The organism is Chloroflexota bacterium (assembly GCA_026706485.1).
Taxonomy (GTDB): domain Bacteria; phylum Chloroflexota; class UBA11872; order UBA11872; family UBA11872; genus JAJECS01.
The window spans coordinates 257596-280168 of sequence record JAPOYR010000010.1 but is presented as its reverse complement, the minus strand read 5'-3'; the positions used below and the strand labels follow the sequence as shown (position 1 = coordinate 280168).

Annotated in this window: 19 protein-coding genes and 1 pseudogene; 10 read left to right on the top strand and 10 right to left on the bottom strand. The window is 65.9% G+C overall.

Annotated features, from left to right (window positions below; translation table 11 throughout):
• Positions 1-45: 45 nt before the first annotated feature.
• Both OXG79_08875 and OXG79_08870 read right to left on the bottom strand, forming a co-directional pair.
• Complete coding sequence (locus OXG79_08875; GenBank protein ID MCY3783883.1) at positions 46-921, bottom strand: DUF3179 domain-containing (seleno)protein; 876 nt, start codon at positions 919-921, stop codon at positions 46-48.
• A 211-nt stretch (positions 922-1132) separates the two neighbouring features.
• Positions 1133-2704: an AAA family ATPase gene (locus OXG79_08870; protein MCY3783882.1), complete on the bottom strand. Its 1572-nt coding sequence runs from the start codon at positions 2702-2704 to the stop codon at positions 1133-1135.
• Positions 2705-2908: 204 nt separating this feature from the next.
• On the opposite strand from OXG79_08870, the gene OXG79_08865 reads away from it, so the two are divergent.
• From OXG79_08865 to OXG79_08855, 3 genes and pseudogenes are all read left to right on the top strand, one after another.
• Positions 2909-3250: a rhodanese-like domain-containing protein gene (locus OXG79_08865; GenBank protein ID MCY3783881.1), complete on the top strand. Its 342-nt coding sequence runs from the start codon at positions 2909-2911 to the stop codon at positions 3248-3250.
• A 45-nt stretch (positions 3251-3295) separates the two neighbouring features.
• Positions 3296-4081: pseudogene (gene moeB / locus OXG79_08860) on the top strand (molybdopterin-synthase adenylyltransferase MoeB).
• A 101-nt stretch (positions 4082-4182) separates the two neighbouring features.
• Positions 4183-4677, top strand: coding sequence for a VOC family protein (locus tag OXG79_08855; GenBank protein MCY3783880.1), 495 nt, complete (start codon positions 4183-4185; stop codon positions 4675-4677).
• Between the two features lie 178 nt (positions 4678-4855).
• On the opposite strand, the gene OXG79_08850 is transcribed toward OXG79_08855, so the two are convergent.
• Genes OXG79_08850 through OXG79_08840 form a run of 3 tightly spaced genes read right to left on the bottom strand, consistent with a single transcriptional unit; the run spans position 4856 to position 7678 of the window.
• Positions 4856-5902 (bottom strand): Gfo/Idh/MocA family oxidoreductase, encoded by a 1047-nt coding sequence (locus OXG79_08850; protein ID MCY3783879.1) that lies wholly within the window; start codon positions 5900-5902, stop codon positions 4856-4858.
• Between the two features lie 51 nt (positions 5903-5953).
• Positions 5954-6595, bottom strand: coding sequence for a dienelactone hydrolase family protein (locus tag OXG79_08845; GenBank protein MCY3783878.1), 642 nt, complete (start codon positions 6593-6595; stop codon positions 5954-5956).
• Between the two features lie 6 nt (positions 6596-6601).
• Positions 6602-7678 (bottom strand): hypothetical protein, encoded by a 1077-nt coding sequence (locus OXG79_08840; protein ID MCY3783877.1) that lies wholly within the window; start codon positions 7676-7678, stop codon positions 6602-6604.
• A gap of 150 nt (positions 7679-7828) precedes the next feature.
• Here OXG79_08840 and OXG79_08835 point away from each other — a divergent pair, with 150 nt between their 5' ends.
• From OXG79_08835 to OXG79_08815, 5 genes are all read left to right on the top strand, one after another.
• Entirely contained in the window at positions 7829-8827 is a 999-nt protein-coding gene (locus OXG79_08835; GenBank protein ID MCY3783876.1) for a GDSL-type esterase/lipase family protein, read from the top strand.
• Positions 8828-8955: 128 nt separating this feature from the next.
• Positions 8956-9813 carry a dihydrodipicolinate synthase family protein gene (locus tag OXG79_08830; GenBank protein MCY3783875.1) on the top strand — a complete coding sequence of 286 codons (858 nt, stop codon included), beginning with the start codon at positions 8956-8958 and terminating at the stop codon, positions 9811-9813.
• Positions 9810-10697 carry a dihydrodipicolinate synthase family protein gene (locus tag OXG79_08825; GenBank protein MCY3783874.1) on the top strand — a complete coding sequence of 296 codons (888 nt, stop codon included), beginning with the start codon at positions 9810-9812 and terminating at the stop codon, positions 10695-10697. Before OXG79_08830 ends, OXG79_08825 begins: the two co-directional genes overlap by 4 nt.
• A 17-nt stretch (positions 10698-10714) precedes the next feature.
• On the top strand, positions 10715-11602 hold the full coding sequence (locus tag OXG79_08820; GenBank protein ID MCY3783873.1) for a dihydrodipicolinate synthase family protein: 888 nt from the start codon (positions 10715-10717) through the stop codon (positions 11600-11602).
• A 159-nt stretch (positions 11603-11761) separates the two neighbouring features.
• Complete coding sequence (locus tag OXG79_08815) at positions 11762-13162, top strand: hypothetical protein (protein MCY3783872.1); 1401 nt, start codon at positions 11762-11764, stop codon at positions 13160-13162.
• Positions 13163-13343: 181 nt separating this feature from the next.
• On the opposite strand, the gene OXG79_08810 is transcribed toward OXG79_08815, so the two are convergent.
• The 3 genes from OXG79_08810 to OXG79_08800 all read right to left on the bottom strand — a co-directional run bounded on the left by OXG79_08810 (position 13344) and on the right by OXG79_08800 (position 16855).
• A complete protein-coding gene (locus OXG79_08810; GenBank protein ID MCY3783871.1) occupies positions 13344-14321 on the bottom strand; it encodes an XcyI family restriction endonuclease in 978 nt (325 codons plus the stop codon).
• The gene (locus OXG79_08805) at positions 14299-15096 is read right to left on the bottom strand and encodes a site-specific DNA-methyltransferase (GenBank protein ID MCY3783870.1); all 798 of its coding nucleotides are present in this window, start codon (positions 15094-15096) and stop codon (positions 14299-14301) included. Before OXG79_08805 ends, OXG79_08810 begins: the two co-directional genes overlap by 23 nt.
• A gap of 253 nt (positions 15097-15349) precedes the next feature.
• A complete protein-coding gene (locus OXG79_08800) occupies positions 15350-16855 on the bottom strand; it encodes an MFS transporter (protein MCY3783869.1) in 1506 nt (501 codons plus the stop codon).
• 122 nt (positions 16856-16977) lie between these two features.
• Here OXG79_08800 and OXG79_08795 point away from each other — a divergent pair, with 122 nt between their 5' ends.
• On the top strand, positions 16978-18771 hold the full coding sequence (locus OXG79_08795; GenBank protein ID MCY3783868.1) for a family 10 glycosylhydrolase: 1794 nt from the start codon (positions 16978-16980) through the stop codon (positions 18769-18771).
• Positions 18772-18784: 13 nt separating this feature from the next.
• Positions 18785-20551, top strand: a complete 1767-nt coding sequence (locus tag OXG79_08790; protein ID MCY3783867.1) for a family 10 glycosylhydrolase — start codon at positions 18785-18787, stop codon at positions 20549-20551.
• 18 nt (positions 20552-20569) lie between these two features.
• Here OXG79_08790 and OXG79_08785 read toward each other — a convergent pair whose 3' ends face one another.
• Both OXG79_08785 and OXG79_08780 read right to left on the bottom strand, forming a co-directional pair.
• On the bottom strand, positions 20570-20917 hold the full coding sequence (locus OXG79_08785) for a type II toxin-antitoxin system HicB family antitoxin (GenBank protein ID MCY3783866.1): 348 nt from the start codon (positions 20915-20917) through the stop codon (positions 20570-20572).
• A 13-nt stretch (positions 20918-20930) separates the two neighbouring features.
• Positions 20931-22163, bottom strand: a complete 1233-nt coding sequence (locus OXG79_08780; protein MCY3783865.1) for a pentapeptide repeat-containing protein — start codon at positions 22161-22163, stop codon at positions 20931-20933.
• Positions 22164-22573: the final 410 nt, after the last annotated feature.

Genomic DNA, 22573 nt, shown 5'->3' with positions numbered 1-22573 from the left:
GCGATTGCTCGGGCCGCACCGCCAAATCGGCGACTTCAGGCGGAATCAGGCCTCAATGAATGTGGATTTTGGGTAAAAATCGCGCCAGGCCCAGTCGAACGCGGACGTCCAGGGCACCGGGCTGAGGGCTTGGCCGGCAAGCGGACCGCTGAGCGCCAGGCCATTCGTCGCGCTCCACAGCGATCCGGTCTCGCGGTCGCGCAAGGTACCGGCGCCCGCCGACTCGAACTCCAGCAGGCGATTCGCCACCCGCCGCAGATAAGCCCGCACGGTTCCGGTAGTGGAGTCGACCCAGACCGCCACCGGCTCATCACCCACCGTCAGCTGCACCAGGCCCGCGGCCCGTGCGTGGCTGAAGTCAACGGCCGCGGCCGCGTCCCCCAAGGCGAGGCCGATCACCCAGTTCTCCCGCGGCGACGCGAGGATGAGCCGCGGTCCGTCGAGGCCGTTGGACAGCACCAGCGCATTGGGGTGCCGGGCGCGGAACCCCTCCCAGGTGTCCAGGGTCGAGGGGATCTGGGTGAGCGTCGCGCCGCGCAGCTCGCCGACCAGGGCTCGGCCGATTGGTTGGCTCCAGATGGTGCCCGTGGCGTGGTCGAACCACGTCATGGCCGTCTTGTACAGCGCGCCCTGATTGCCGAAGACCAGGGTCCGGCCCTCGAACCGCCGGTCGTGCACGAGACCGGTGTAGCAGAGCGGTCACCAGGTGACGAGCACCGGTGTACCGCCGACGACATCGTTGACCATCTCGCGCCGATTGAGCGTCGTGACGGGATAGGCCCGCGCCTCGCCGTCGATGACCAGCCCAATGACCAGCTCGTCCGGCTGGAGCGGCGCCTCGGCGGCGGCCACGAAGTGCGGCTGGTAGATGGGTGGGATGGCGTCGCGGCTGAGGCGTTGGTCGTAGGCCGAGTCGAACATCATCCGCTCGTGCGGATCGGGCAGGTCGGCGGGGGGCCGCGCTGTCTCGGGCGCTTCCGCGGAGCTTCGAATCGCCCACACCAGCGCGAGGGCGCCCAGCACGACGAGGGCCATCCCGAACGCGAGCGACCCTGCGATTCCTAGCCGATGCCGCATGCCAATTCAGGCCAATGCCAGCCGGCGTTTGCGCAGCCGGCGGCCGTACCCAGACTCAGCGCAGCGCGACGTGCAGCGCCTGCGCGATGTCGTCCACCGGAATGAAGGTGATGTCGTCGTGGATCCGGGGCGGGAGATCGTCCAGGTCGCGCTCGTTGCCGCGCGGCAGCAGGACCCGGCGCACGCCGGCGCGATGGGCCGCCAGCATCTTGGGCGCGATGGCGACGGTGGGCTCGATCCGACCGTCGACCGACAGGCTGCCGGTGGCGGCGAGTTCCGGGTCTACCGGGCGATCGCGGGCGAGGGACACAATGGCGATGGACACGGCGAGGCCGATCGAACCGGAGTCGTCGGCAATCCGGCTTGCCGGAACATGCACCTGCATGTCGAATTCCTGCATGAAGCGCGCCGACACATCGAGGTCCGACAGGCGCGAGCGGATGGCTGCCGTGACGACGGCCAGCTCCCCTGAGACGTTGGCGCCGTTCGAGTCCAGCATCGAGATCCGACCCAGCCCCGAAACCAACGCGTGGCCGAGTCCCGGCATCAGCACGGCCATCACGGCGCCGTGCCGGCCGCCACGCTCATCAACCACCAGCGCGGCGGTGAGACCGCGGCGCTGCGCGCGCCGGTCGGGACGCTCGGGGACGGGCGGCCGACCGGCCAGATCGAAGAGGTGCTCGCTCGCAACGACACCCTGGTCGCCGCCGCTCAGAGTGCCGGCGACCAGTGACCGGCGAACGACGCGCCGCAGAAGCTCGTCCAGGTGCGCGACGCCGGCCTCGTCCGTGTAGCTCCGAATCAGTACCAGCAGGGCGTTGCCGTCAAACGTCAGGGCGTCGGGCGACAGCCCATGGTCGGCGAGCGCGGCCGGGATCAGGGTTCGCCGGGCCAACTCGGCCTTCTGATTGATCAGCAAACCGGGAAATTCCGCGCGATCGAGTCTCGACAAATCGTCCGTCGCCAACGGTTGGGTCCAGCGGCAGGTGACGACGAGGAGCAAGCGCGACAGGTCGAATGGAACGCCGAAGTATGGGTCGACGACTCTGGCGCGGCGGTGGGGATCGGTCAGCCGCGCCAGAAGCGTGCTGGCCTGGGCGCCCCAACGCTCGGCCGCGCGATCGATCCCGGCCAGCACGACCACGGCCTCTGCGGACTGCGCCCGCTCGACGGCGCCCATGAGCGCGCCCGGCTGGCCGTCGCGCCGCCAGATTTCCTCGGCGGCGCCGAGCTGCGCCAGGTCGATGACCTCGCAGGGTCGGTCCAGGGCGCGCGCCATGGTTCGTGCCGCGGCCGTCTTGCCCACGCCGTTGGGTCCGTGCAGACAGAGGAGACGCAGTGGAGCGTGCGAGGACTGAGCCGCGGTTGCTCGCGCGTCGTGAGCCGTCACATGCTCGACGATGGCGGCTACGGCTTGGGGCGGCGCCAAATGCTCCGACTCCAGGGCGTTTTGCACCGGGGCGATCGCGAGCGGTCGCGCGTGCCCGGGCGTCCACGGCAACCCGAGGGCGCGCGAGACGCTGGCCGAGTTTCTGGTGGAATCGTCCAGGCGCGCGGAGAGGGCGTCGACTGCCTCGTCGGGCAAGCCAGCCTCGGCGAGGCGACTCCGCAGGTCGGCTGGATCCACCGTGCACTCCACCCCGGCCACACGCACGTTGGAATCATAGCCGGGTCCGACTGGTAGCCGTCGGTGAGAAACTTTGCAAGCGGAGCAAGAGCGTCATAAATGATCGGCGCATGCGCTCCTGAGTTCCGCAGGGATTGACTCGCGGCGGACGCGGCGCGAAGATCGCAGCAAGAGGCGGGTGGTTTCCCGGCGGTGAGGTTTAACGTGGCTGCAGCACAAATGCCCTCCAACGAAGTCGACGTCCATGAGGCCAAGAAGCTGGTCGAGCAGGACGAGGTCCGGGTGATCGACGTTCGGACACAGTTCCCGTTTCCGGCCATGCCGGGGGCGGAGTACGTGCCGCTCGAAGACATCCTGGCGCGACCAACCGAGGCAATCCCGACCGACAAGCCGATCCTATTCATTTGCAACGTCGGCCAGACCAGCGGCGTCGCCACGCAGATGGCAACCGCCCTGGGCCTGAACCAGGCCTACAACATGCAGGGCGGCATGGAGGCCTGGGAGGCCGCCGGCTACGACACCGAGGAGCCGCCCGCCGGCCACTAGGGTCGGCACGGCGCATGTTGAGGTCTAGGGAACGAGGGTAGGCGCGTGTTCAACGTCGAGCAGGTTCAGCGATACAGCCGGCACATGCTGCTGCCGGAGGTTGGCGTCGCCGGTCAAATGAAGCTATTGGAGGCCAGCGTCGTGGCCATTGGGGCCGGCGGACTCGGTTCGCCCGTGCTCTATTACCTGGCCGCGGCGGGCGTAGGCAAGCTGGGCGTCGTGGACTTCGACGTCGTCGACCGCTCCAACTTGCAGCGGCAGATCTTGCACCGCGAGGACCGCGTGGGGCTGCCCAAGACCGGGTCGGCGGCCGAAACGCTCACCGGGCTCAACTCGGACGTGGAAGTCATCGAGCACAACGAGCCGCTCACGTCCGAAAACGCGATGGAGGTTCTGGGCGGCTACGACGTGATCGTGAACGGTTGCGACAACTTCCCCACGCGCTACCTGGTCAACGACGCCGCCTACATGCTGGGCAAGCCCGTGGTCGACGGCAGCGTGCTGCGCTTTGAGGGTATGTCGACGATCTTCGTTCCGGGCGAAGGTTGCTACCGCTGCCTCTACCCGACCCCGCCGCCGCCGGAGATGGCGCCAAGCTGCTCCGAGGCCGGCGTGCTGGGCGTGCTGCCGGGCCTAGTGGGTCTCATCCAGGCCACGGAGACGATCAAGGTGATCCTGGGCACCGGCGATACGCTGGCCGGACGCCTGCTGCTGTTCGACGCGCTGGCCATGGAGTTCCGCGAGCTGAAGCTCCGGCGCGACCCCAGCTGCCCGCTGTGCGGGGACTCGCCCACGGTCACCGAGCTGATCGACTACGAGGAGTTCTGCGGCTTCGCCGGCGGCGACCGCGCCTCGCAGCCGGTCGCGGCGGGGGTTGCGGGGTAGGAGCGCGTTCCCATGCTGCACGCAGCATGGGCCGCCGGAGTCCTTTGATGAGCTCGCCCGACGCCGCGCCGCCAAGCACGACCATCGACCGCGGCATCTACGTGATGCCGCAGTTCGTCACGTTCGAGGTCTCGGACATGGACTCGGCGCGGCGCTGGTATGTGAACGGGCTCGGATTCGTGGAGCTGGCGGTGCTGCCCGGCCCGGAAGGTGAGCCGGTGCTGGTCCACCTGCGGCGGTTTCGATATCAGGACATTCTGCTGGTGCCGGGGCGCGATCCCGAGGACAAGGCGTCGGGCGTGCGGGTCTCGTTCGCCGCTGGGGACGAGGACCTGGACGCGCGGGCGGCAATCGCCGCGAATGAGCCCGGTGGCGCGGTCGAGGGACCGGCGCGCACGCCGTGGAACACCCGCGACCTGCTCTTCCGCGACGCCGATGGCCACTGGGTCGTGTTCACGCAGCCGGACCTAAACGCGGACATGGACTCGGAGTTTGCGCGGCGCGTGCGTGACTCGGTTCAAGCGGCTGAGGAGGCTGGCTAGAGCCCCGTTCATGGTTCGACAGGCTCACCACGAACGGCGCGGGGCCTGACAACAAACGGCGGAGAGCGCGCTGTGGGCAATCTCCGTTCGCCCTGAGCGAAGTCGAAGGGCACCGTTTATGGTTCGACGGGGCCTCTCCTGAGCCAGTCGAAGGACTCACCACGAACGGCGGTAGGCGCTACACGTGATAGATGTAGAGATCGCGGTCGGTGAGCGGCAGGTCCACCCACGCTCCGCCCCGGCGATGACTCTCGGCGATGGCGAAGCAGGCCTCGGTGACGTGGTGCGCCTGCTCGATGTGATTGAGCGTCGGTCGTCCCGTCTCGTGGGCCTCGATCAAGTCTTCCAGGCACGTCACCACCGAGCTTGACTTCTCGACCTCTGGCAGCGGCTCCGCGTGCCACTCGCGGTGCCTCGATGAGTCGGTGGGTCGGTTGACGCGCAGCGACAATCCCTCGGCGTTGTTGAGCGTGCGCACCACGCCCTCGGTTCCCACGATTTCGAACTCGTGTTGCCCGGCCGAAATGCTCCACGCCTCCACCCCGTTCTCGAACTCCAGGTGATAGGACGCCATCGGGTCGTCGTCGAGCCTGCCGTCGACAATCTCGAGATCGCGGGGATGCAGCTCACCGCGCACGCGCGTGATGCGGGGGTCGCCCAGCAGGTAGGACAGTGCGTCGACTGAATGAATGTGGCCGTGAAGCAGGCTCCGTGCGGGGAATTGGATCGCGGCCTTCGGCTCGCCGATGCGGCCCTGCACGATCAGGTCTCGCGCCGCGCCGAAGGTCTTCGAAAACCGGTTCAGGACGCCCGAGTTGAACACCGTCCGGTGCGCTTGGCACGCCGCCAGCACGTCGTCGGCCTCGCGGGGCGAGCAGGCGATGGCCTTTTCGAGATACATCATGGGCACGCCGGCGTTCGCCACCCGGACCGCCAGCTCCGAGTGCACGTCGGCCCGCGTGCAGATGGCGACGAGGTCGGGTTGCTCCTTGGCAATCATCTCGTCGAGGTCTTCGTAGACCGCGGGCACTCCCCAGCGCTCGCTGAAGTTGGCGCGCTTCTCGGGCAGCAGGTCGCACCCCGCCACCAAATCGAGCTGCTCGACGGCCTGGCAGGCCCCGGGCAAGCCATAGGGCAGCATGAAGTCGCGCGACGGCGGGATCTCGTCGTCGATGGTGTTGCCCATGCGGCCCAGGCCCAGAATGGCGGCGCGGTAGGTCTTCATGTCGATCTCCTGCTCAGGTCGTCGTGCTCGCTGCCCGATATGGTGCCAGCCTTAGCTGCGCGTTGCGTGGCCCAGTGATCGGATGAACCCGGCGGTGACCGCCGCGGCCTCCGCGAGATGATCCGCTGTCGTGTGACCGGACCTCTTTCGCGGGACGAACGAGTGATCGCCGTCCGCGAGCCAGTGGACCCGGATGGCGTTCGAGAGGGCGTAGCCGCCGACCTCGGCCTTGGACCCGAAGGCGTCGCGCTCGCCCTGCACGATGAGCGTAGGCGTGTGCAGCGCGGCCAGGTGCTCGGTGCGGAGCTTCTCCGGATTGCCGGGCGGGTGGAAGGGATAGCCGAGACAGACAAGACCCCTGGCGCCAACCGCGTCGGCGATGAGGCTGGCCATGCGGCCGCCCATGGAGCGCCCGCCGATCACCAGGCGCTCGGCTCCGCCCAAGGCGTCGATGACCTCGTGCCAGGTCTCGAGGAGCACGGGCTGCCGGTCGGGCGGCCGTCGTCGACCGCTGCTGCGCCGCTGGCGCATGTAGGGGAACTCGAAGCGAACGACCCGGATTCCGGCGGCGGCCACTTCGGTAGCGATGGCCTCCATGGTGGGGCTGTCCATGGGCGCACCAGCGCCGTGGGCCAGCACGAAGCGGTCCGTCGCGTCGGCAGGTCCGTCGGTGAGGAAGGACAGCTCGCTCATTTGGGCTCAGGTCAGGCGAATCTCGGCTGACGTCAGGGCGTCCCGGAATTCAGCGAGCGGCAGGTGGCCGTCGGTCATGACGATCGACGACGCGATCGGCGTGTGACCGCCGGACCCGACGCTGAGGCGCAGCGGCCCATGTCGCGGCGGGGTGTCCACGCCGCGGGCGCGGGTCTCCGGGAAGCCCCAGAGGTTCACGATCTCGGCGGAGTCGGCCGGCAGGTCGACGACGGCCTCGTGGGTGCGATCCATGATCCCGCGGATGCCCTCCCAGAACTGCGCCACGTAGCGCGGACCATGCGAATCGGTGTATTCCCAGATGAAGAGTCGAATGTTGTCGGCCAGCCGAATGTTCTGCTCGACCACTTCAGATTGCAGTAGCACCGGGCCTTCGGCCGGATTGATGAGATCGAAGCGCCGCTCGATGGGATTCGCGCGTCCCATCGCACGCCCAATCTGAATCGGAAAGCTCGCGGCGCAATAGCACCAGTCGCCGCCGAATGCCTCCATCTCCACTGTCGCGGGGTCGAACTCGAGTCCACGGCTCTCAGCCTGGGCCAGCAGGTCCAGTCCCCACGCCTTGGCCTGCATCCAACCGCGAATCTCGGTCTGCTGCAACCCGCCCGCGGGCAGGTCGGGGCGGTTGTCGCGAGCCGCGCCGTCCTGCCGCAGTTGGTCGGCCGTCAGCACGCCGTCGACGAGCCCGCGGTTGCGAACGGCCGCACGCTGATCGTCTTCGACACCCTGGAAGAAGTCCCTGCCGAGCGCGCGCTCCTTGGCCTCCGCGCCGCCCTCGACGCGTGACGCCATCGACCGCTCGCCGAGCCGCGCGTCGGCGTATTCGATGATTTCGTCGGCGGCCTCGAAGTGCGTGGGGAGGAAATAGAAGGCTTCGTCCTCACCGGCGTCGTCGACAAGGCGCTGGTAGTCCCGCTGCAGCTTCTGCTCGAGCGGATAAGCCAATGGGATCCGCTCGGTGAATTGATTCCACATGCGGTCCATGCGCTCGCGGCTGTCGGGCGGCAGCGCGAGCCAGGTCAGCGAGTGAACCGAGAGCCAGATCTTGCGCAACTGGGTCGCCATTGGCGCGGCTCCTCCGAGTGGCCGGCGAATCCGCGCCGGCGGCCTGCATCCGCGTCGATTATGCCGGGCAGGTCGGGCGGCGAAGCCAATAGCGCCCCTCGTAGTCACGGGCGCCTACTATGCCGCTGACTGCCGCCAGAGGAACCGGACATGCAATGGATCGCGCTGCCGTCGCCGGATGTCGAAATGCGGGGCTTGGTGGGTGCGCCGCGGGCGCTGCTCCATCGGATTCCGGAGGAGCACCGAAACAGCCTGCCGGGCGACACTTGGGAGCGATCGGAGATGGCTTCGGGCGTGCGGCTGGTCTTCCAGACGAACAGCTCGCGAGTGGCCCTGCACTTCGAGTATCTGGCCCGGCCGAGCCGCGCCAGCAAGGTCGACGCCTACGTTGACGGGCAGTTCGCAGGCACCGACGGCGGTGACGATCCGGGTCCATGCACCGCCGCTCTCCTCGAAGGCCTGACGGGTACCCATGAAATCGAGCTGCACATGCCGCCCTACTCCAAGGTGCGGCTCAAGTCGCTGGGGCTCGCGCCCGGCGCCAGCCTGGCGGCGCCCGCCCATCGACCGTCCCGCTTCATCACCTTCCACGGAGACTCGATCACGCACGGCGCCATCACCACGCGGTCGGGGCTGGCCTATCCGTCACGGGTGGCTCGCGCGCTGGGCGCCGATTTCATCAACCTGGGCTTTGGCGGATCTGCCAGAGGCGAGCCCGGCATGGCGCGAATCGTGGCCGACCTGCCGGCCGACGCGATCTCGCTCTACTACGGCATCAACACCTACGCGATTGGCCGTCCGGGTCCGACCGAGTTTGGCCGCATCTACGCCGACTTCCTCGAGGTCGTGCGCGCCTCGCACGCGGAGACGCCCATCGTCGTCATCACGCCCACCTGGTACCTGCCCGAACGCGACCACCGAAACGCCGCCGGCGCGAGAGTGGAGGAGTACCGGGAGGTCATTCGCCATGCGGTGTCCGCGCGGGTTGCCGCCGGCGATGCCAACCTCGTCGTGCTGGAAGGGTGCAGCCTCATCGGCCCCGGCGACGAGTCGCGCCTGGCGGATCTGGTGCATCCGAACGACGAGGGGTTTGCGGCGATAGCGGAAGGGCTCACGCGGATGATCGGGCAGGCGTGGGGGGTGTCCTGACCGGCTGACTCTACGGGCGGCCGGACGGCCATTCGGATATCGTGACGCTCAGGACAGCGCGACACGGAGCCTGAGCCATCAAGTCGAAGGATGAGTTCGACGCGCGGTTGGTTGGGCCGTGCAACTCCGTGCCGACGATCTTTCATGAGGACGGCGCGATCGACTATCCGTCCATCCGCAACCTGATCGACTTCAGCATCGAGGGCGGCTGCGAGGTGATCATGCTCACCTGGGGTGACAGCCTCATTTCGTTGCTCACCGACGACGAGGTCGCGGAGCTGCACCGGGTCGTCATCGACCAGACCGGCGAGCGCGCGGTCACCATCGCCTGCGACAACCTGTGGGGCCGCAACAAGGCCGTCGAGTTTGGGCGCTACGTGCGTGAGCTCGGCTTCGACGTCTACATGGTGCGCCCGGCGGAGTGGGCCAAGGGCACGGCGGAGTCGCTGGCGGAGTTCTACACCGCCTGCGGGCGCGAGTCGCCGGTGATGTTCGTGGGCGACGTGCCGCTGCGCACGCTCGAGCTGCTTGCCGACGACCCGAACATGTGGGCCTTCAAGGAGGACCTCGGCCTGGACTACGCCCACGAGATCATCATGCGCTGGGGCGACCGCTGGCCGATGGTGGGCGGCGGCGGGATGAAGCGCCACCACCTGCTGTGGGCCCACGGCCACTGCGACACGTGGCTGGACGGCTTTTGCCGAACCTTCCCGGCGGTCTCCCAGGACTATTGGCGCGCGCTGCAATGCGGTGACATTGCCGGGGCCTGGGCGCAGGTGATGCGATACGAGGTTCCGCTGCGTGCGATGGCGCAGCGCGTGCGATATGGACCCGACGGCTTCGTCAAGCATGCGATGGTGGAGGCTGCGGGCGTGGCGCCCCGCTGGCGGCGGTCGCCGGCGGCCAATCCGACGGAGGAAGAGATGGACGAGTTGCGAGAGTTCCTGGCCGGGCTCGGTCCGCAGACGCAGCCGGTGGCGTCATGAAGTCTCCCGACGAAATCCGCGGCCTCATGGAGGGGCCCTGCCTCTCGCTGCCGACGGTGTTCAAACGCGACGGAGATGTCGATCACGAGGGCATGCGCAACGTCATCGACGTGGCGCTGGACGCCGGTTGCCAGATCGTGATGCTGACCTGGGGCGACAGTCTGGTTTCGCTGCTCACCGACACCGAGCTGGCGCAGGTGCACCGGAACGTGATCGAGCATGTAGGCAACCGGGCCGTGACCATCGGCTGCGACAACCAGTGGGCGCTGCCAAAGGCCATCGAGTTCGGCAACTACGTCGATGCGCTGGGATTCGACCTCTACATGGTGCGACCGGCGGACTGGGCCAAGGGCACGCCGGAGACCCTGGCCGAGCACTTTCGGGCCATCGCCCAGGTGACCCGGGTGATGCTGGTGGGCATGGTGCCGCTGCGCACGTGCGAGCTGATTGAAAACGTGCCCAACGTGCTGGCGTTCAAGGAAGACCTGGCCATCGACTATGCCCACGAGGTGCAGATGCGCTGGGGCGACCGCTGGGCCATGGTCACCGGAGGCGCGCACAAGCGGCACGTGCTGTTCCATCCCCACGGCCCGCGGGCGTGGCTGGACATCTTCATCCGCTTTCACCCGCAGCCGACGGTGGACTACTGGAACGCCCTCAAGCGCGACGACACGCGCACGGCCTGGGACATCGCCATGCGCTACGAGCAGAAGCTCTGGGAACTCGCCGCGCAGGTCCGCTACGAAAAGGACGGGCTGTTCGCCCACGCGCTGCTGGAGGTCTACGATGTCGCGCCGCGCTGGCGCCGCTCACCCGCCCCCGATCCGACCGATGAAGAACTCGACGAGCTGCGCGACTGGCTGCGCGGCATCGGCCTGATGTAGCCGCCCGGAGGTTTCCGATGCGTGACCACGACGAAGTCCGCGCCCTGCTCGACGGCCCGATCAATTCGCTGCCCACGATCTTCACCGAATCTGGGGAGATCGACTGGGACGGCACGCGGGCGGTGATCGATAAGTCCCTGGAAGGCAACTGCAACGTCATCATGCTCACCTGGGGCGACAGCCTCATCTCGCTGCTCACCGACGACGAGGTGGCGGAGCTGCACCGCGTGGTGATCGACCACGTGGACGGCCGCGCGCTCACCATCGCCTGCGACAACCAGTGGGGCCTCAACAAGGCGATTGAGTTCGGGCGCTTCGTGCGCGAGCTGGGCTACGACCTCTACATGGTGCGCCCGGCGGACTGGGCCAAGGGTACGCCCGAATCCCTGGCGGACTACTACAAGGCCTGCGGCCAGGTGGCCCCGGTGATGTTCGTGGGCGACGTGCCGATCCGGACGCTGGAGCTGGTGGCCGACGACCCGAACATGTGGGCCTTCAAGGAGGACCTTGGTCTGGACTACGCGCACGAGGTGCTGATGCGCTGGGGCGACCGCTGGCCCATGGCCGGCGGCGGCGGCATCAAGCGCCACTACGTGCTGTGGCCCCACGGCAACTGCAACTCCTGGCTGGACGTGTTCATCTACTGCAATTTGCTGCCCCAGAAGCTCTATTGGGACGCCATCAAGCGCGACGACCTGCCCGAAGCGTGGCGACTGGCCCGGCACTACGAGCAGCCGATCTGGGATCTGTGGCCGGTGTTCCCCGCCGGCGGCGACGGCCTGGTGCACACGATGATCGAGGTCTGCGGCGTGGCCCCCCGCTGGCGCCGCTCACCGGCCCCGAACGCCACCGACGAGGAAATGGAGCGGGTGCGGGACATGCTGCGCGGGCTGGAGCTGCTGTAGGGGGCACTCGCCCGGGTTCGGTGGCCCACGCTGCGTGCGGAGTGGGTCGTCCAAAAGCCTTGGTTTGCCGGCTCGGGCGGCCGTAGCCTCTTCGGGATCGAAGATCGCATCTCTCCTGGGCTACCTTTGACTGGGATGCTAGGCGTGAGCCGATTCTCTGTGAACCGCGCCTTGAATGGAGAATGGATAACTATGGATCATATGGAAAGATTTAAGATTCAGGGATCAATAAAGCGAGCTATTGAGATTCTAGATTCCATTCCGCCCCAGAGAGACTTAGTTCCCGAGGCGAATACGGTAAACCTGATTGACCCCCTATCCACGGCCCATCTCGCTATTGAAAGAGCGCTCAAGGCGCTCATTAGTGACGCCGGCGGAACGTATGGTCATACGCATGGGCTCAACAAGCTCTACCGATGTTTAGGCGACTGTAATCAGGAGATATTTCAATATCTCGCCAAAGCATTTAATGACGCTGTTGGATTCTTTGGTTATAACGTAAATGTGAAGGGACTACGGCAATTCCGGTCGATTGAGGAGTATTTGGCCAAGGTAGGGACGGAACGGACGTATCAGCAATTGCGGTATTGGGCAATTGAAGAATCCACCGAAGAAAACAGCGCTATATCGTATATTTCGCTCCAAATACATAGGGAATTGCTTTGGGCCTTATGGGTCGGCTTTTGGCCTAAGCGACGTGACACCGTGTCAATCAGGGTTGAGCGTGAGGTCACCAGAGCAATCGAAAGGCAAATCAGTTTCACCACCGAAGACCAGGGCACGGAACTCCCTATAGCACGGTACATGAACTGGATGGCCGGTAAGCATAGGACGCACTGCGCTGCCCTCAAGTTTCTGGTGCGAGTAGGATTTGCGGCGATCGGGGACGCTTACCTCGAGACGGCTCTACGGAAATCCTATGACGACCTTCGGCAATCGGCAGACCCTGCGGTTCGATACTACCTCGGTACGCTCACATACCTTCCGAGGGGCTCACAACGACGCAATCGTGACGCGACGCCGGAAGTTGAATGGGCGAACGCGGACATGACCTCGGGTGTAGTCATGTCGCTTGGTGGAAGCTGGTTGGGGATAGTCCAGAGGTGTGCAGACGGCGCATGGGCAATAACCCCGAGCGAAGAAGGATTGGTGCAGATCACCGACATTGCGGAAGCTCTGGCTGACGCGAAGCACTATCTCGTTAGCCGGCTCACAAGGGTGGCGTCGTGCGTTGTCAATGGCGAGCGCAGAGAGATGCGGCTTTGTATCTACGATCGTTTCGGGTTCTGGTCTACCTCGTCGGCTCACGTATGGAATAGCACGGACTCTGAGACGGACGCTGCGACATATGACGTAGAGTTCTGGGACGCATGTCATGGAGTGAAACGCGGTGATCGTGTGTCAATTGGGATTTCGTGGAATGAAGATGATGCCTCGGCGTCGGTGCTCTATGGCATAGTTGGAGATGTTGAGAATCAGAAAGTATCGATAATCGGATCGGATGTGTGGATTCTAAAACGAAGTCTTGAAGAGTGGCTGGAACGCACTGCACAAGGATAGGCGCATCATTTAGATTGAAGATGTGAATCCAAGACTTGCCTTAGTGTGGTTGCGATTGGAAATAGAGATGCGATCGGAATAGAACTGTAATCCTTGCATGTGGAACCGCGAGGCGGAGGACTGAGCGGCCCGACGGCGGACAGTGCGACACCCAGCGGACTAATCGGAAGTCACGGTGACTCTATAGAGGAATACCGACTTCTTGAGCAATGCGGCGGCGGAAGTCGTCCCAACTCGGTCCTTCGCGGGCTAGCAGTTGCGCGATGTCGAACCAGGAATTTGTTGTTGGGGAGTCCGTGCGCAGGCGATTCGCGTCCGCCCCCTTCATGGCTATCGCCGTCCAGAAGTCGCGAAAGTCGCTTGCTTGGGCCTTCAGGTGAGACTTCTCGGCTTCGCCGGCCCGGTTGTACACGTTGCTCACGTCGGTCCCGCCTTTGACCTCCAGCGCGACCTTGTTTCGGGGAGTATCGTCGAAATGCTCTCGAATCACGATGTCGGGATCTGAGCCGAGTGCAATGGCCACTATGCGATCGGAAGCATTTCGGACCCTAAGTTCACGAGCCGTTCTCTCGACCACATGGTCGCTGACGAGCTCGTCAATGGCTCTGAAGACCTCGAGGATGGCTTCACGGCCAATTCTGTTGTTCGCGCCTCCCTGGAACTGCGAGCCAAGGATAAGGAGAGGAAGCTCGCGTATATCGCGCGGGGTTGGAGCCGGTGAGAGCTGGCGCACTAAGTGTGCCAGTCCTTCGCTAAGCGTCTCGCACAACCTCGGCAGAGCCGATTTCTGGCGCTCAGTTATGGTGCCGCGGGCCTCCATGCTCTTGAATCGCCCCATCCCTGTTCCGGACCCATAGAAGCTCTTCTGCGGGACTCCCAGGACCAGCCGGTAGTAGCCGACCAGCGTCGGTTTTGCTGCCAAAACCGCTGGCGTGGGAAACACATGCTCATCCCGAATGCCTGCGGAAGCAAGGATGCTCTGAACATCGGGCGGCACATACACCATCAACTCCTGCTTGAGGCGGTTTGGATCGATCTCTGCAAGGGCCTCACTGAGTGCGTCGATGAGCCATCGGCGCCGGGCTGCTAGCAACAGCTGGTGAAATGAGACCTGCCGGGACGGGTCGAACGACTTGCTATTCGTGCGTGTACTCGACATCAGGGGATTCTCGCAGCCGATCCTCGGCAATTGAGAGATATGCCGGATTCAGCTCGACCCCAATGAAGCGGCGTCCAAGCTTTCGGGCAACGAGGCCAGTAGTTCCCGATCCAACAAATGGATCCAGCACCAAGTCTCCGGTTTGGGTAGTGAGCGCGATGCAGGGTTCAATTAGTGCTGTGGGGAAAGTGGCGAAATGGGCGTCGGCATATGGCTCAGTGTGGATATCCCATACTGTCCTGAGGTTCCTCCCACCTGGTCCACGTACAGCGGAATTGTCGTAGTAGTACCGCTTTGACTTGCTAAAAAGAAACACATATTCGTGACTTCGAGTAGGCCTGTCCTTGACGCTCTCAGGCTGGCAATTGGGTTTGTTCCACACAGTATCCGATCGCAGATACCAACCAGCCTCTTGCAGGGCGAATGCAAGCCTCCAAGGTACGCCGATTAGGTCCTTCGGCTTCAACCCGTCGGGGGTCGGTGGTCGGACATCCATGGCACGTACAGGGTTCTTCTTGTCCGGGGCTCTCCAGGTGCGTCCCCCGGACGTGTACGAGTCACCCATGTTGAGCCAAAGGACTCCATCGTCTCTCAGAACCCGAAAGACTTCCTGAAACACGCTGACAAGACGATTGATATAGGCGGGAAGCGAGGTTTCGAGTCCTATCTGGCCCTCTATCTCGTAATCGCGAAGGGACCAGTAGGGAGGCGAGGTGACCGCTGCCTGAAAGACGCCCGTCGGGAAGCGCTTCAAGACTTTCGATGCATCACCAATTGCGATGGCGGACTCGCTGGCGTACTCCGAGAACAGTTCAGAATATGCGTCTGGATCGCCGTACTCGGTCAGGACCAAGACCTCAGGCTCGGGAATCGATAGCTTGTTCTGCGCCAGCACGGGCTCTCGGTGGCGATGGCGTTGTCGTGTCCACGCCACGCTACCACTAAGCTGCGCTGTTGAGCATCTTGAGCCCGTGCGGTGGGTCTGAACGCATACAACCGGCAGCGCTTGCCTCGTGGGGAATCACCGTTCAGGTTCGTTGACCCGCTGCACGCATTGCCGGCCGATACATCAGCCCGATCGCGGCGGCGGCGAGCATGAAGGCGGCCTGGACCAGGAAGGCGACGCGCCAGCCGTCGAGGAAGGCGTTGGTGGTGGTGGGGTCCGAGGCGACGGCGCTGACGCTGGCTTCGGCACTGGCGGCGGCCATGACCGCGGTGACGATGGCGGTGATCAGGGCGAGAGCCACGATGCCGGCGATGGTGCCGGCGAGATTCATGAACGCGACGGCGACCGTATAGACCCGCTCGGGCACGGCGCCGAGCATGGCGTTGGTGCTGGGTGAGGTCACGAGCGAGAGACTGGCGCTGTTGACGACCAGCACCAGCACGACCACGGCCAGCGGCGTGTCCGAACCGAAGCTCGCCAGCGCGAGGACGCTGACGAGGCCCACCAGCGGCCCGGCGATGAGGAAGGGACGGGGCGTCCATCGGTCGGAGAATCGTCCGGCGAGCGTGGCGACGAGGGTGTAGACGGCGAAGCCCGGCACGAGGATGAACCCCAGATCGCGCGCGCTGAAACCCAGCACGCCCTGGATGTAGAACGGCACCAGGAACCCGCCGCCCGACAGGCCCATCAGCAGCACGATGCGCGCGCCCAGAGGCGTGACGACGGCGCGACGGCGCAGCAGGCGCAGGTCGAACACCGGATGGGGCGTGCGCAGCTCCCACCAGACGTAGGCGCCGCCCAAGACTGCGGCGGCTGCGATGGAGCTCCAGACTAGCGGCTCGGTCCAACCGACTACCGGACCCATGGTGAGACCCAGCACCAGCGTGACGGCGATTCCGGCGATGGCGCTCGAGCCGAACCAATCGAACCGGCCCGGTCCGTCGGCGGATTCCGGCGACCGGCCGGACTCCAACACCAGCCAGGCGCCGACCGCTCCGACGACCGCGGGCAGCGCCAAGGCGTGATAGGCCCAGCGCCAGCCGCCCGCCTCGACGACGATGCCGCCGACCGCCGGCGCCACCAGGGCGCTGAATCCGACCGTGGCGGAGGAGAGCCCGAGCACCTTGCCGCGCTCTTCCTCCGGGAAGAGGGTGACGGCGATGGCGATGCCGTTGGCCCCCACGATGGCCGTCGCCGCGCCTTGCAGCAGGCGTGCCGCGACCAGCAATTCGAGCGACGGCGCCCAGCCGGCCATGAGCGAGGCGGCGGCGAAGAGCGCCATGCCGCCGATGAAGAACGCGCGGCGGCCCAACCGGTCGGCCAAGTAACCCGCGGGCATGACCACGGCGGCGGTCGTGAGCGACACGGCGATGGCGACCCATTGCACCTCGGCCAGGGTGGCGCCGAAGTCCGCTGCGATGCTGGGCAGCGTGACCGTGGCGATGTTGTGCACGATCACGCTGAGGAAGGTGCCGATGAGGATGACGCTCAGCCCGCGCCACTTGGGATCGCGCACCAGCATCAGCCAGCCGCCGGAGTCGCCCTCGGATGCCGCCGCGTCGTTCACCGACGGTCGCCGCTCATGCATGGTTCGCGCCGAGCGATTGATGGTCCGATAGGCCGCGGCGTAAGGTACACCAACGTTCACCGGTCGGGAGATGTGGATGGGCCGCCGATGCCGGTGAATGTTCCCGTTTCCGCGCCTGGCCGATGGCCGTTCCCTTGACCGACCGCATCGGCGACTCGTGGCTCAGCAGCACGCCGCGGTATCTCACCGAACTGGACCGCGCCGAGCCGGCCTCCGCGATCAGTCCCACGCCCGAACTGCGGCACTGGCGCGCGATGTCGTATCGCACCGACTCGCTGAGCGGCACCATGCTTGCCGCCGGACTCGAGACGGCGGCGCCCACGGTGCGCTTGCCGCTCGACGCGCGCGGCCTGCACGCCATCTCGATCGGCACGGTGCCGATCCGGACCCCCGCCGAGGGACTGACGCTGGGGATGCCACTGAAGCTGAGCGGCGATGACACGTTCTCATTTCTGACGATGGAGGCTTACCGGCGGCCGGATCACGGCATTGACGTCGTGGAGATGTATTGGAAGATCGCGGACCTTACCGGCCAAGAACTGGATATCGGACAGGCGAGCGCACGGGTCGGCGAGGGCGACGAGGCCGGGTCGTTCGCCTGCGCGGCGGCGCGGGTGGTTTACATAAAACTCGTGCCGCTCACTGACGCCGAAATCGCGGCCTGGCGCGCCGATCAAGCTCGTGCCGACACGCGACGCCTGTTCGCGCACAACGACGCCCATTTCGCTCACTACCTCTTCCGGCTCACGTCGGCGGACGACGTGCGGCGCGAGATCGAGCAGTACCACGAGAGCGACTTCTCGCGGATGTATTGGGAAGCCGGCGGCGGCGACCTGATGTCTTACTTCAGTTCAATTGGGCGGCGGCATACGCTGGACGGCTTGGAGGACTACGGCCGCCGCGGCGATCGCATGCACGCCGAGAGTTGGCGGGTGTTTCGTGACGCGGGCGTCGACCCGTTCGACGTGGCGCTCGAGCAGTCGCACGCGGTGGGCCTGGAGTTTCACGCCGGCTATCGGGTGGCCGGATTCCAATATCCGCCGCCGTTGGATCACCACAACCACGGCGACACGTACTTTGCACGGCATCCGGAGTTCTACGGCGAGGACCGGGAGGGCAACCGGACGCCGCGCATCTCCTACAGCTATCCGGAGGTGCGCGAGTTCGTGGTGTCGTTGCTGCGCGAGATGGCCGAGCGACCCATCGACGGGGTGTGTTTGCTCTACAACCGCCGCCCGCCGGTGGTGGAGTACGAACCGCCGCTGGTTGAGGGATTCACGCGAGAGTTCGGGTGCGATCCCCGAACGCTGCCGGAGGACGACCCGGACTGGCTGGCCTATCGCGCGGGTACGCTCACGGCATTCATGCGCGACGTGCGCGCGGCGATGGACGAGGCGTCGCGGGATCGTCCGCGGCGGATCGTGGTTTCGGCCATCGTTGCCGCGTCCGAGGCGGAGAACCTGATGCAGGGCCTCGATCTGGCGACCTGGGTGCGCGAGGGCCTCGTGGATACGCTGATTCCCTACAGCGCCCGCACCAACTTCCGCCCATTCTTCAACGAGCCCGGCGGCATGGTGTGGACCGATTCCGAGCAGCTCAGATTCCTGGTGGAAACAGTGGCGGGTTCGCCGTGCGTGGTGGCGCCCAACGTGATGCCGCGGTCGATGTCGCCGGAGGACTATCGGCGGCAGGCGGCAACCATCTATGCGGCGGGCGCCGAGCACTTGTTCTTCTGGGATTCGGCGGGCGGCGGGTGCCGCGCAAACTTTGGGCACGAGTGGAACGCGCTGCGCCGGCTGGGCCACGTGGACGAAATCCAGGCGTGGATCGAAGCCGGCGAGCCCGAGTTGCCGCAGCCGACAATGCCGCTGCGCGAGTGGGCTGGATGGGATCTTTCGTACGTGACCCCGGGATAGGGAGGTAAGCGCCATGTCCGATGCCATCACCGACCGTGGATTTCGCGCCGCGCCGCGCTACGTCGCCGATTTCGACCGCTGCACGCCGGCCGAGGCACTGGCAACGGACGCCACCCGGGGCCACTGGCAGACGCTGTCGTTCGAGGCCGACGGCGTTTCCGGGACGATGCTCTTCGCCGGCCCGGAGACTCTGGCTCCGGACGTGACCTATCCGCTCCGTGTCGAGGGCTGGCACGCGATCTCGGTGGGCGTGCATCCGACCGCGGGAGGCGAAAGCGACTTCTCGCTGGTCCAGGTGATGCTCAGCGGCGATTCCGCGTTCTCAACGCTCACTTGGAGCACGGAGGGCCACCACCTGCGCCGCAAGGAGTTGCAGGAGATCTTTTGGAAGGTCGCCGATCTCACGGGCCAAGAGGTGGTGTTCTCGCAGTTGCACCGGCGCATCGATTCGGGCGATGGGCTCGCGTCCGTGCAGTCCGGCTCGGCGCGCATCGCCTACCTGAAGCTGGTGCCGCTGGCGGAGGACGAGGTGCAGCAACTGGTCGGTGAGCGCACGTCGGGCCGGGACCGCCGCCTGTGGGCGCACAACGACGCGCACGGTCCGCACTACACCTATCGCATGACGACTGCCGCGGAGGTCAGGCGCGAGATCGAGCCGTACCGCGACACGGACTTCAGCCGGATGTACTGGGAGTCGGGCGCGGGCGATCTGATGCGCTACTTCACCAAGATCGGGCGCACGGCCACCGCGCACGGGGTCGAGATGTTTCCGCGCGTCGGGGATCGCCTCCTGGCCGAAAGCTGGCGCAGCTATCACGAACAGGGCATCGACCCGTTTCAGGTGGCGCTCGAGCACACCCACGAGCTGGGGATGGAGTTCCATGCCGCCTACCGGCTCGCCGCCTGGACCTATCCGCCGCCGATGAACCAGGAATACCTGGACGGGTATTTCCAGGACCATCCCCAGTGGCGCTGCCTGGACCGCGACGGGCGCGAGCTGCCGCGCATGTCCTACGCATTTCCCGAAGTGCAGGACTATTGCCTGGCGGCGCTGCGCGAGATGGCCGAGTTCGACCTGGACGGCATTTGCCTGCTGTTCAACCGCCGGCCGCCGTACCTGATGTACGAGCAGCCGTTGATCGAGGGATTCGCCGCCAGCCACGGCGCCGATCCGCGCGAGCTGCCCGAGGACGATCCCGAGTGGTTGACCTATCGCGGGGGCGTGCTGACGGGATTCATGCGCCGGGTGCGGCAGGAGATGGACGCCGTCGCGCGTGAGCAGGGCCGGCGCCGAATCGAGGTCTCGGCGTGCGTGCAGGGACTGATGGCGGAGAACGTGCTCTTCGGCTGCGACGTGGCCACCTGGGCGCGGGAGGGACTGATCGACGCGCTGATTCCCTACAGCGCCGCGCCGCTGGCCATGCCCACCAACGAGGACACGTGGTCAGCGCCCGAGCAGCTGACGCCGTTCGTGGAGGCCACGCGCGGCACCGCCTGCACGCTGGCGCCGAATGTGATGCCGCGTCACATGAGCCCCGAGGACTTCCGGCGCAAGGCGCACCTGATCTACGGCACCGGGGCCGAGCACTTGTTCTTCTGGGACTGCGCGGGGCCCGGCGGACGCGCCAACTCGCTGCCGATGTGGAACGCGTTGCGGCGGCTGGGTCACCGCGAAGAAATCGCCGAGTGGGTGGCGGCCGGCGAGCCGGCGCTGGGCGATTGGACGGTGCCATTGAACGACCTCGCCGGTTGGGACATGACGGTCATCGCGCCGGGATAGCGGCAGTTTGGGGAGCTTCTAAGGAGCGTCGCCGGCGGCCGACCGCACCCGCTCGTCTAGCACTTGCGTAATCCAGCCATCGATGCTCTGGCCACTCTCGGCGGCGGCCACGGTGACGCGCCGATGGAGGTCGCTGCCGAGTCGCAGTTGGAGCTTGGCGGAAAAGGGAGGAATGGGCTCGACGCCGTCCTCGACGCACGACGCGAGGTACTCGTCGATTGATCTGTGGAACTCCTCCCGCAGGCGCTCTGGATCGGCGGTCTCGAAGGTAGCGATGGGATAGGCACCGGTGTTGATCACCTGGCCGTGCAGCCGTTGGACGGAGTCGTCGTATTCGACTTCGGCCAGGTAGCCCTTGTACTCCATCACGGTTCGACTCCTAGCGCTGCCCGTCGCCTCGTTGCCGCATCCGCTCGCTGAAGAGTGCGTCCGTGAGGTTCGTGCCTTCGAGCACGGCGCCGGTCAGGTCCGCGCCGATCAGCTCGGCGCCGGTAAGGTTGGCGTTGGTCAGGTCGGCGTCTTGCAGCAGCGCGCCGTCCAGATTCGATCTCGTGAGGTCGGCGTCGGTGAGCTGCGCGCTGCGCAAATCGGCATTCGTGAACGAGGCGCGGATCAGCTCGGCGCGGCTGAAGTCGGCATTCTGGAGATTTGACCGGCGGAATCCCACGGCAAACGTTTCCGTATCGGTCACGTTTGCGTGTGAAAGGTCACCATCGTCGAAGACCGAGGCGCGAATGGTGGCCCCGCGAAAGTCGGCACTGGCGCCGTATTCCTCGTACCCGGAAAAGTCGGAATCCATGAGCAGGGTGCCCGAAACGGTGACGTCGGTGAGCACCGCGCCGCTGAAGTCGGTGCGGCGAAATTCGGACCCATACACCCGCATGCCGCTCAACTGCGCCTGCGAGAAGTTGGAGGCATAGACGTCGGTGTTGATGATCATCGCGTCGCGCAAGGCGCCTCCGGACATGTCGACGCGGATCATGCTGGAGTTCGTGAGCTCGACGTTGCTCAGGTCGGCGCCGGGGAGCTGCGTCCTATAGAACCGCGCTCGGCTGAGCGAGGCGCCGTGCATGTCGATATTGGCCGCGACGGAGTTATCCAGTTCGATCCAGGCGGCGTCGACATTGCGCAGGCTCGCTTCGCTGAGGTCGGCGTTCTGCAGATTCGCGCCAGTCATGGTGGCGCCGTCAAACCGAGCGGCGATCAGCCGGGCGTCCCGGAAGGTGGCCCCGTAGACGTTGGTGTCCGAAAGATCGGCGCCGTCCAGCGTGGCGTCGATGAAGTCGGCGAACCGAAGGTCCGCGCCCTTCAGGTTGGCTCCGGACAAGTCTGCGCCGGAAAAGATTGAGTCGCGGAGGTACGCGCCTGAAAGGTCAACGTCGACCAGGTCGCGGTCGGGACAGTTGGTGGGCTCATCACGCCAAACCGCCGTGAATTCGGACTCAATGGTGCAAGTGCCGACGATGGCAAACGGCTGGCTGATCACCAGGCCCACGGCGAGGGCCGCAAGCGCCAGGACGGCCAGCGCGAAGGCCAGGTAGGCGGCGACGAACGCGACGGAGCGGCGAATGGGCAGCGAAGTCCTCCCAGGCGGCAGCGCCGCACGCGTCAATGGTAGCGAGATGCCGTCCCTCGGATCGAAAGGGAACTCACCGAGGACCGAGTGAGAGCGCTACCACGGCTCCCGTTCCAGCGGCTCCAACACGACGTCACGCGCGGTGCCGTCTTGCCCTCGCGAGTATGCTTGTGCTCCCGATCTCGCGCCGCCAGCGCCACCCTGACCGCGCTGGTGCGATTGCGATGACCGCCGGGAGTTGAGAGTTCGCTGTGTCAACGATCCCATCCGCTTTGCGAATCGCCACGCGGTGTGCGGTTGTCGGCGTTGCGATCGTCCTGCTGGCGGCCTGCGGTGATGCGTCAAGCCCAACTGAAACGACGGATGCGGCAGCTGCGCCGACGGCAACGACCGAGACGGCGACAGCTTTGCCGACAGCCACGCCGCAGCCCTCGCCAACGCCGACC

Coding starts and splice junctions, on each gene's coding strand:
- OXG79_08820 (MCY3783873.1), top strand. CDS start 10,715: ATGCGTGACCACGACGAAGTCCGCGCCCTGCTCGACGGCCCGATCAAT.
- OXG79_08855 (MCY3783880.1), top strand. CDS start 4,183: ATGAGCTCGCCCGACGCCGCGCCGCCAAGCACGACCATCGACCGCGGC.
- OXG79_08810 (MCY3783871.1), bottom strand. CDS start 14,321: ATGTCGAGTACACGCACGAATAGCAAGTCGTTCGACCCGTCCCGGCAG.
- OXG79_08790 (MCY3783867.1), top strand. CDS start 18,785: ATGTCCGATGCCATCACCGACCGTGGATTTCGCGCCGCGCCGCGCTAC.
- OXG79_08845 (MCY3783878.1), bottom strand. CDS start 6,595: ATGAGCGAGCTGTCCTTCCTCACCGACGGACCTGCCGACGCGACGGAC.
- OXG79_08795 (MCY3783868.1), top strand. CDS start 16,978: ATGGCCGTTCCCTTGACCGACCGCATCGGCGACTCGTGGCTCAGCAGC.
- OXG79_08800 (MCY3783869.1), bottom strand. CDS start 16,855: ATGCATGAGCGGCGACCGTCGGTGAACGACGCGGCGGCATCCGAGGGC.
- OXG79_08825 (MCY3783874.1), top strand. CDS start 9,810: ATGAAGTCTCCCGACGAAATCCGCGGCCTCATGGAGGGGCCCTGCCTC.
- OXG79_08785 (MCY3783866.1), bottom strand. CDS start 20,917: ATGGAGTACAAGGGCTACCTGGCCGAAGTCGAATACGACGACTCCGTC.
- OXG79_08850 (MCY3783879.1), bottom strand. CDS start 5,902: ATGAAGACCTACCGCGCCGCCATTCTGGGCCTGGGCCGCATGGGCAAC.
- OXG79_08835 (MCY3783876.1), top strand. CDS start 7,829: ATGCAATGGATCGCGCTGCCGTCGCCGGATGTCGAAATGCGGGGCTTG.
- OXG79_08840 (MCY3783877.1), bottom strand. CDS start 7,678: ATGGCGACCCAGTTGCGCAAGATCTGGCTCTCGGTTCACTCGCTGACC.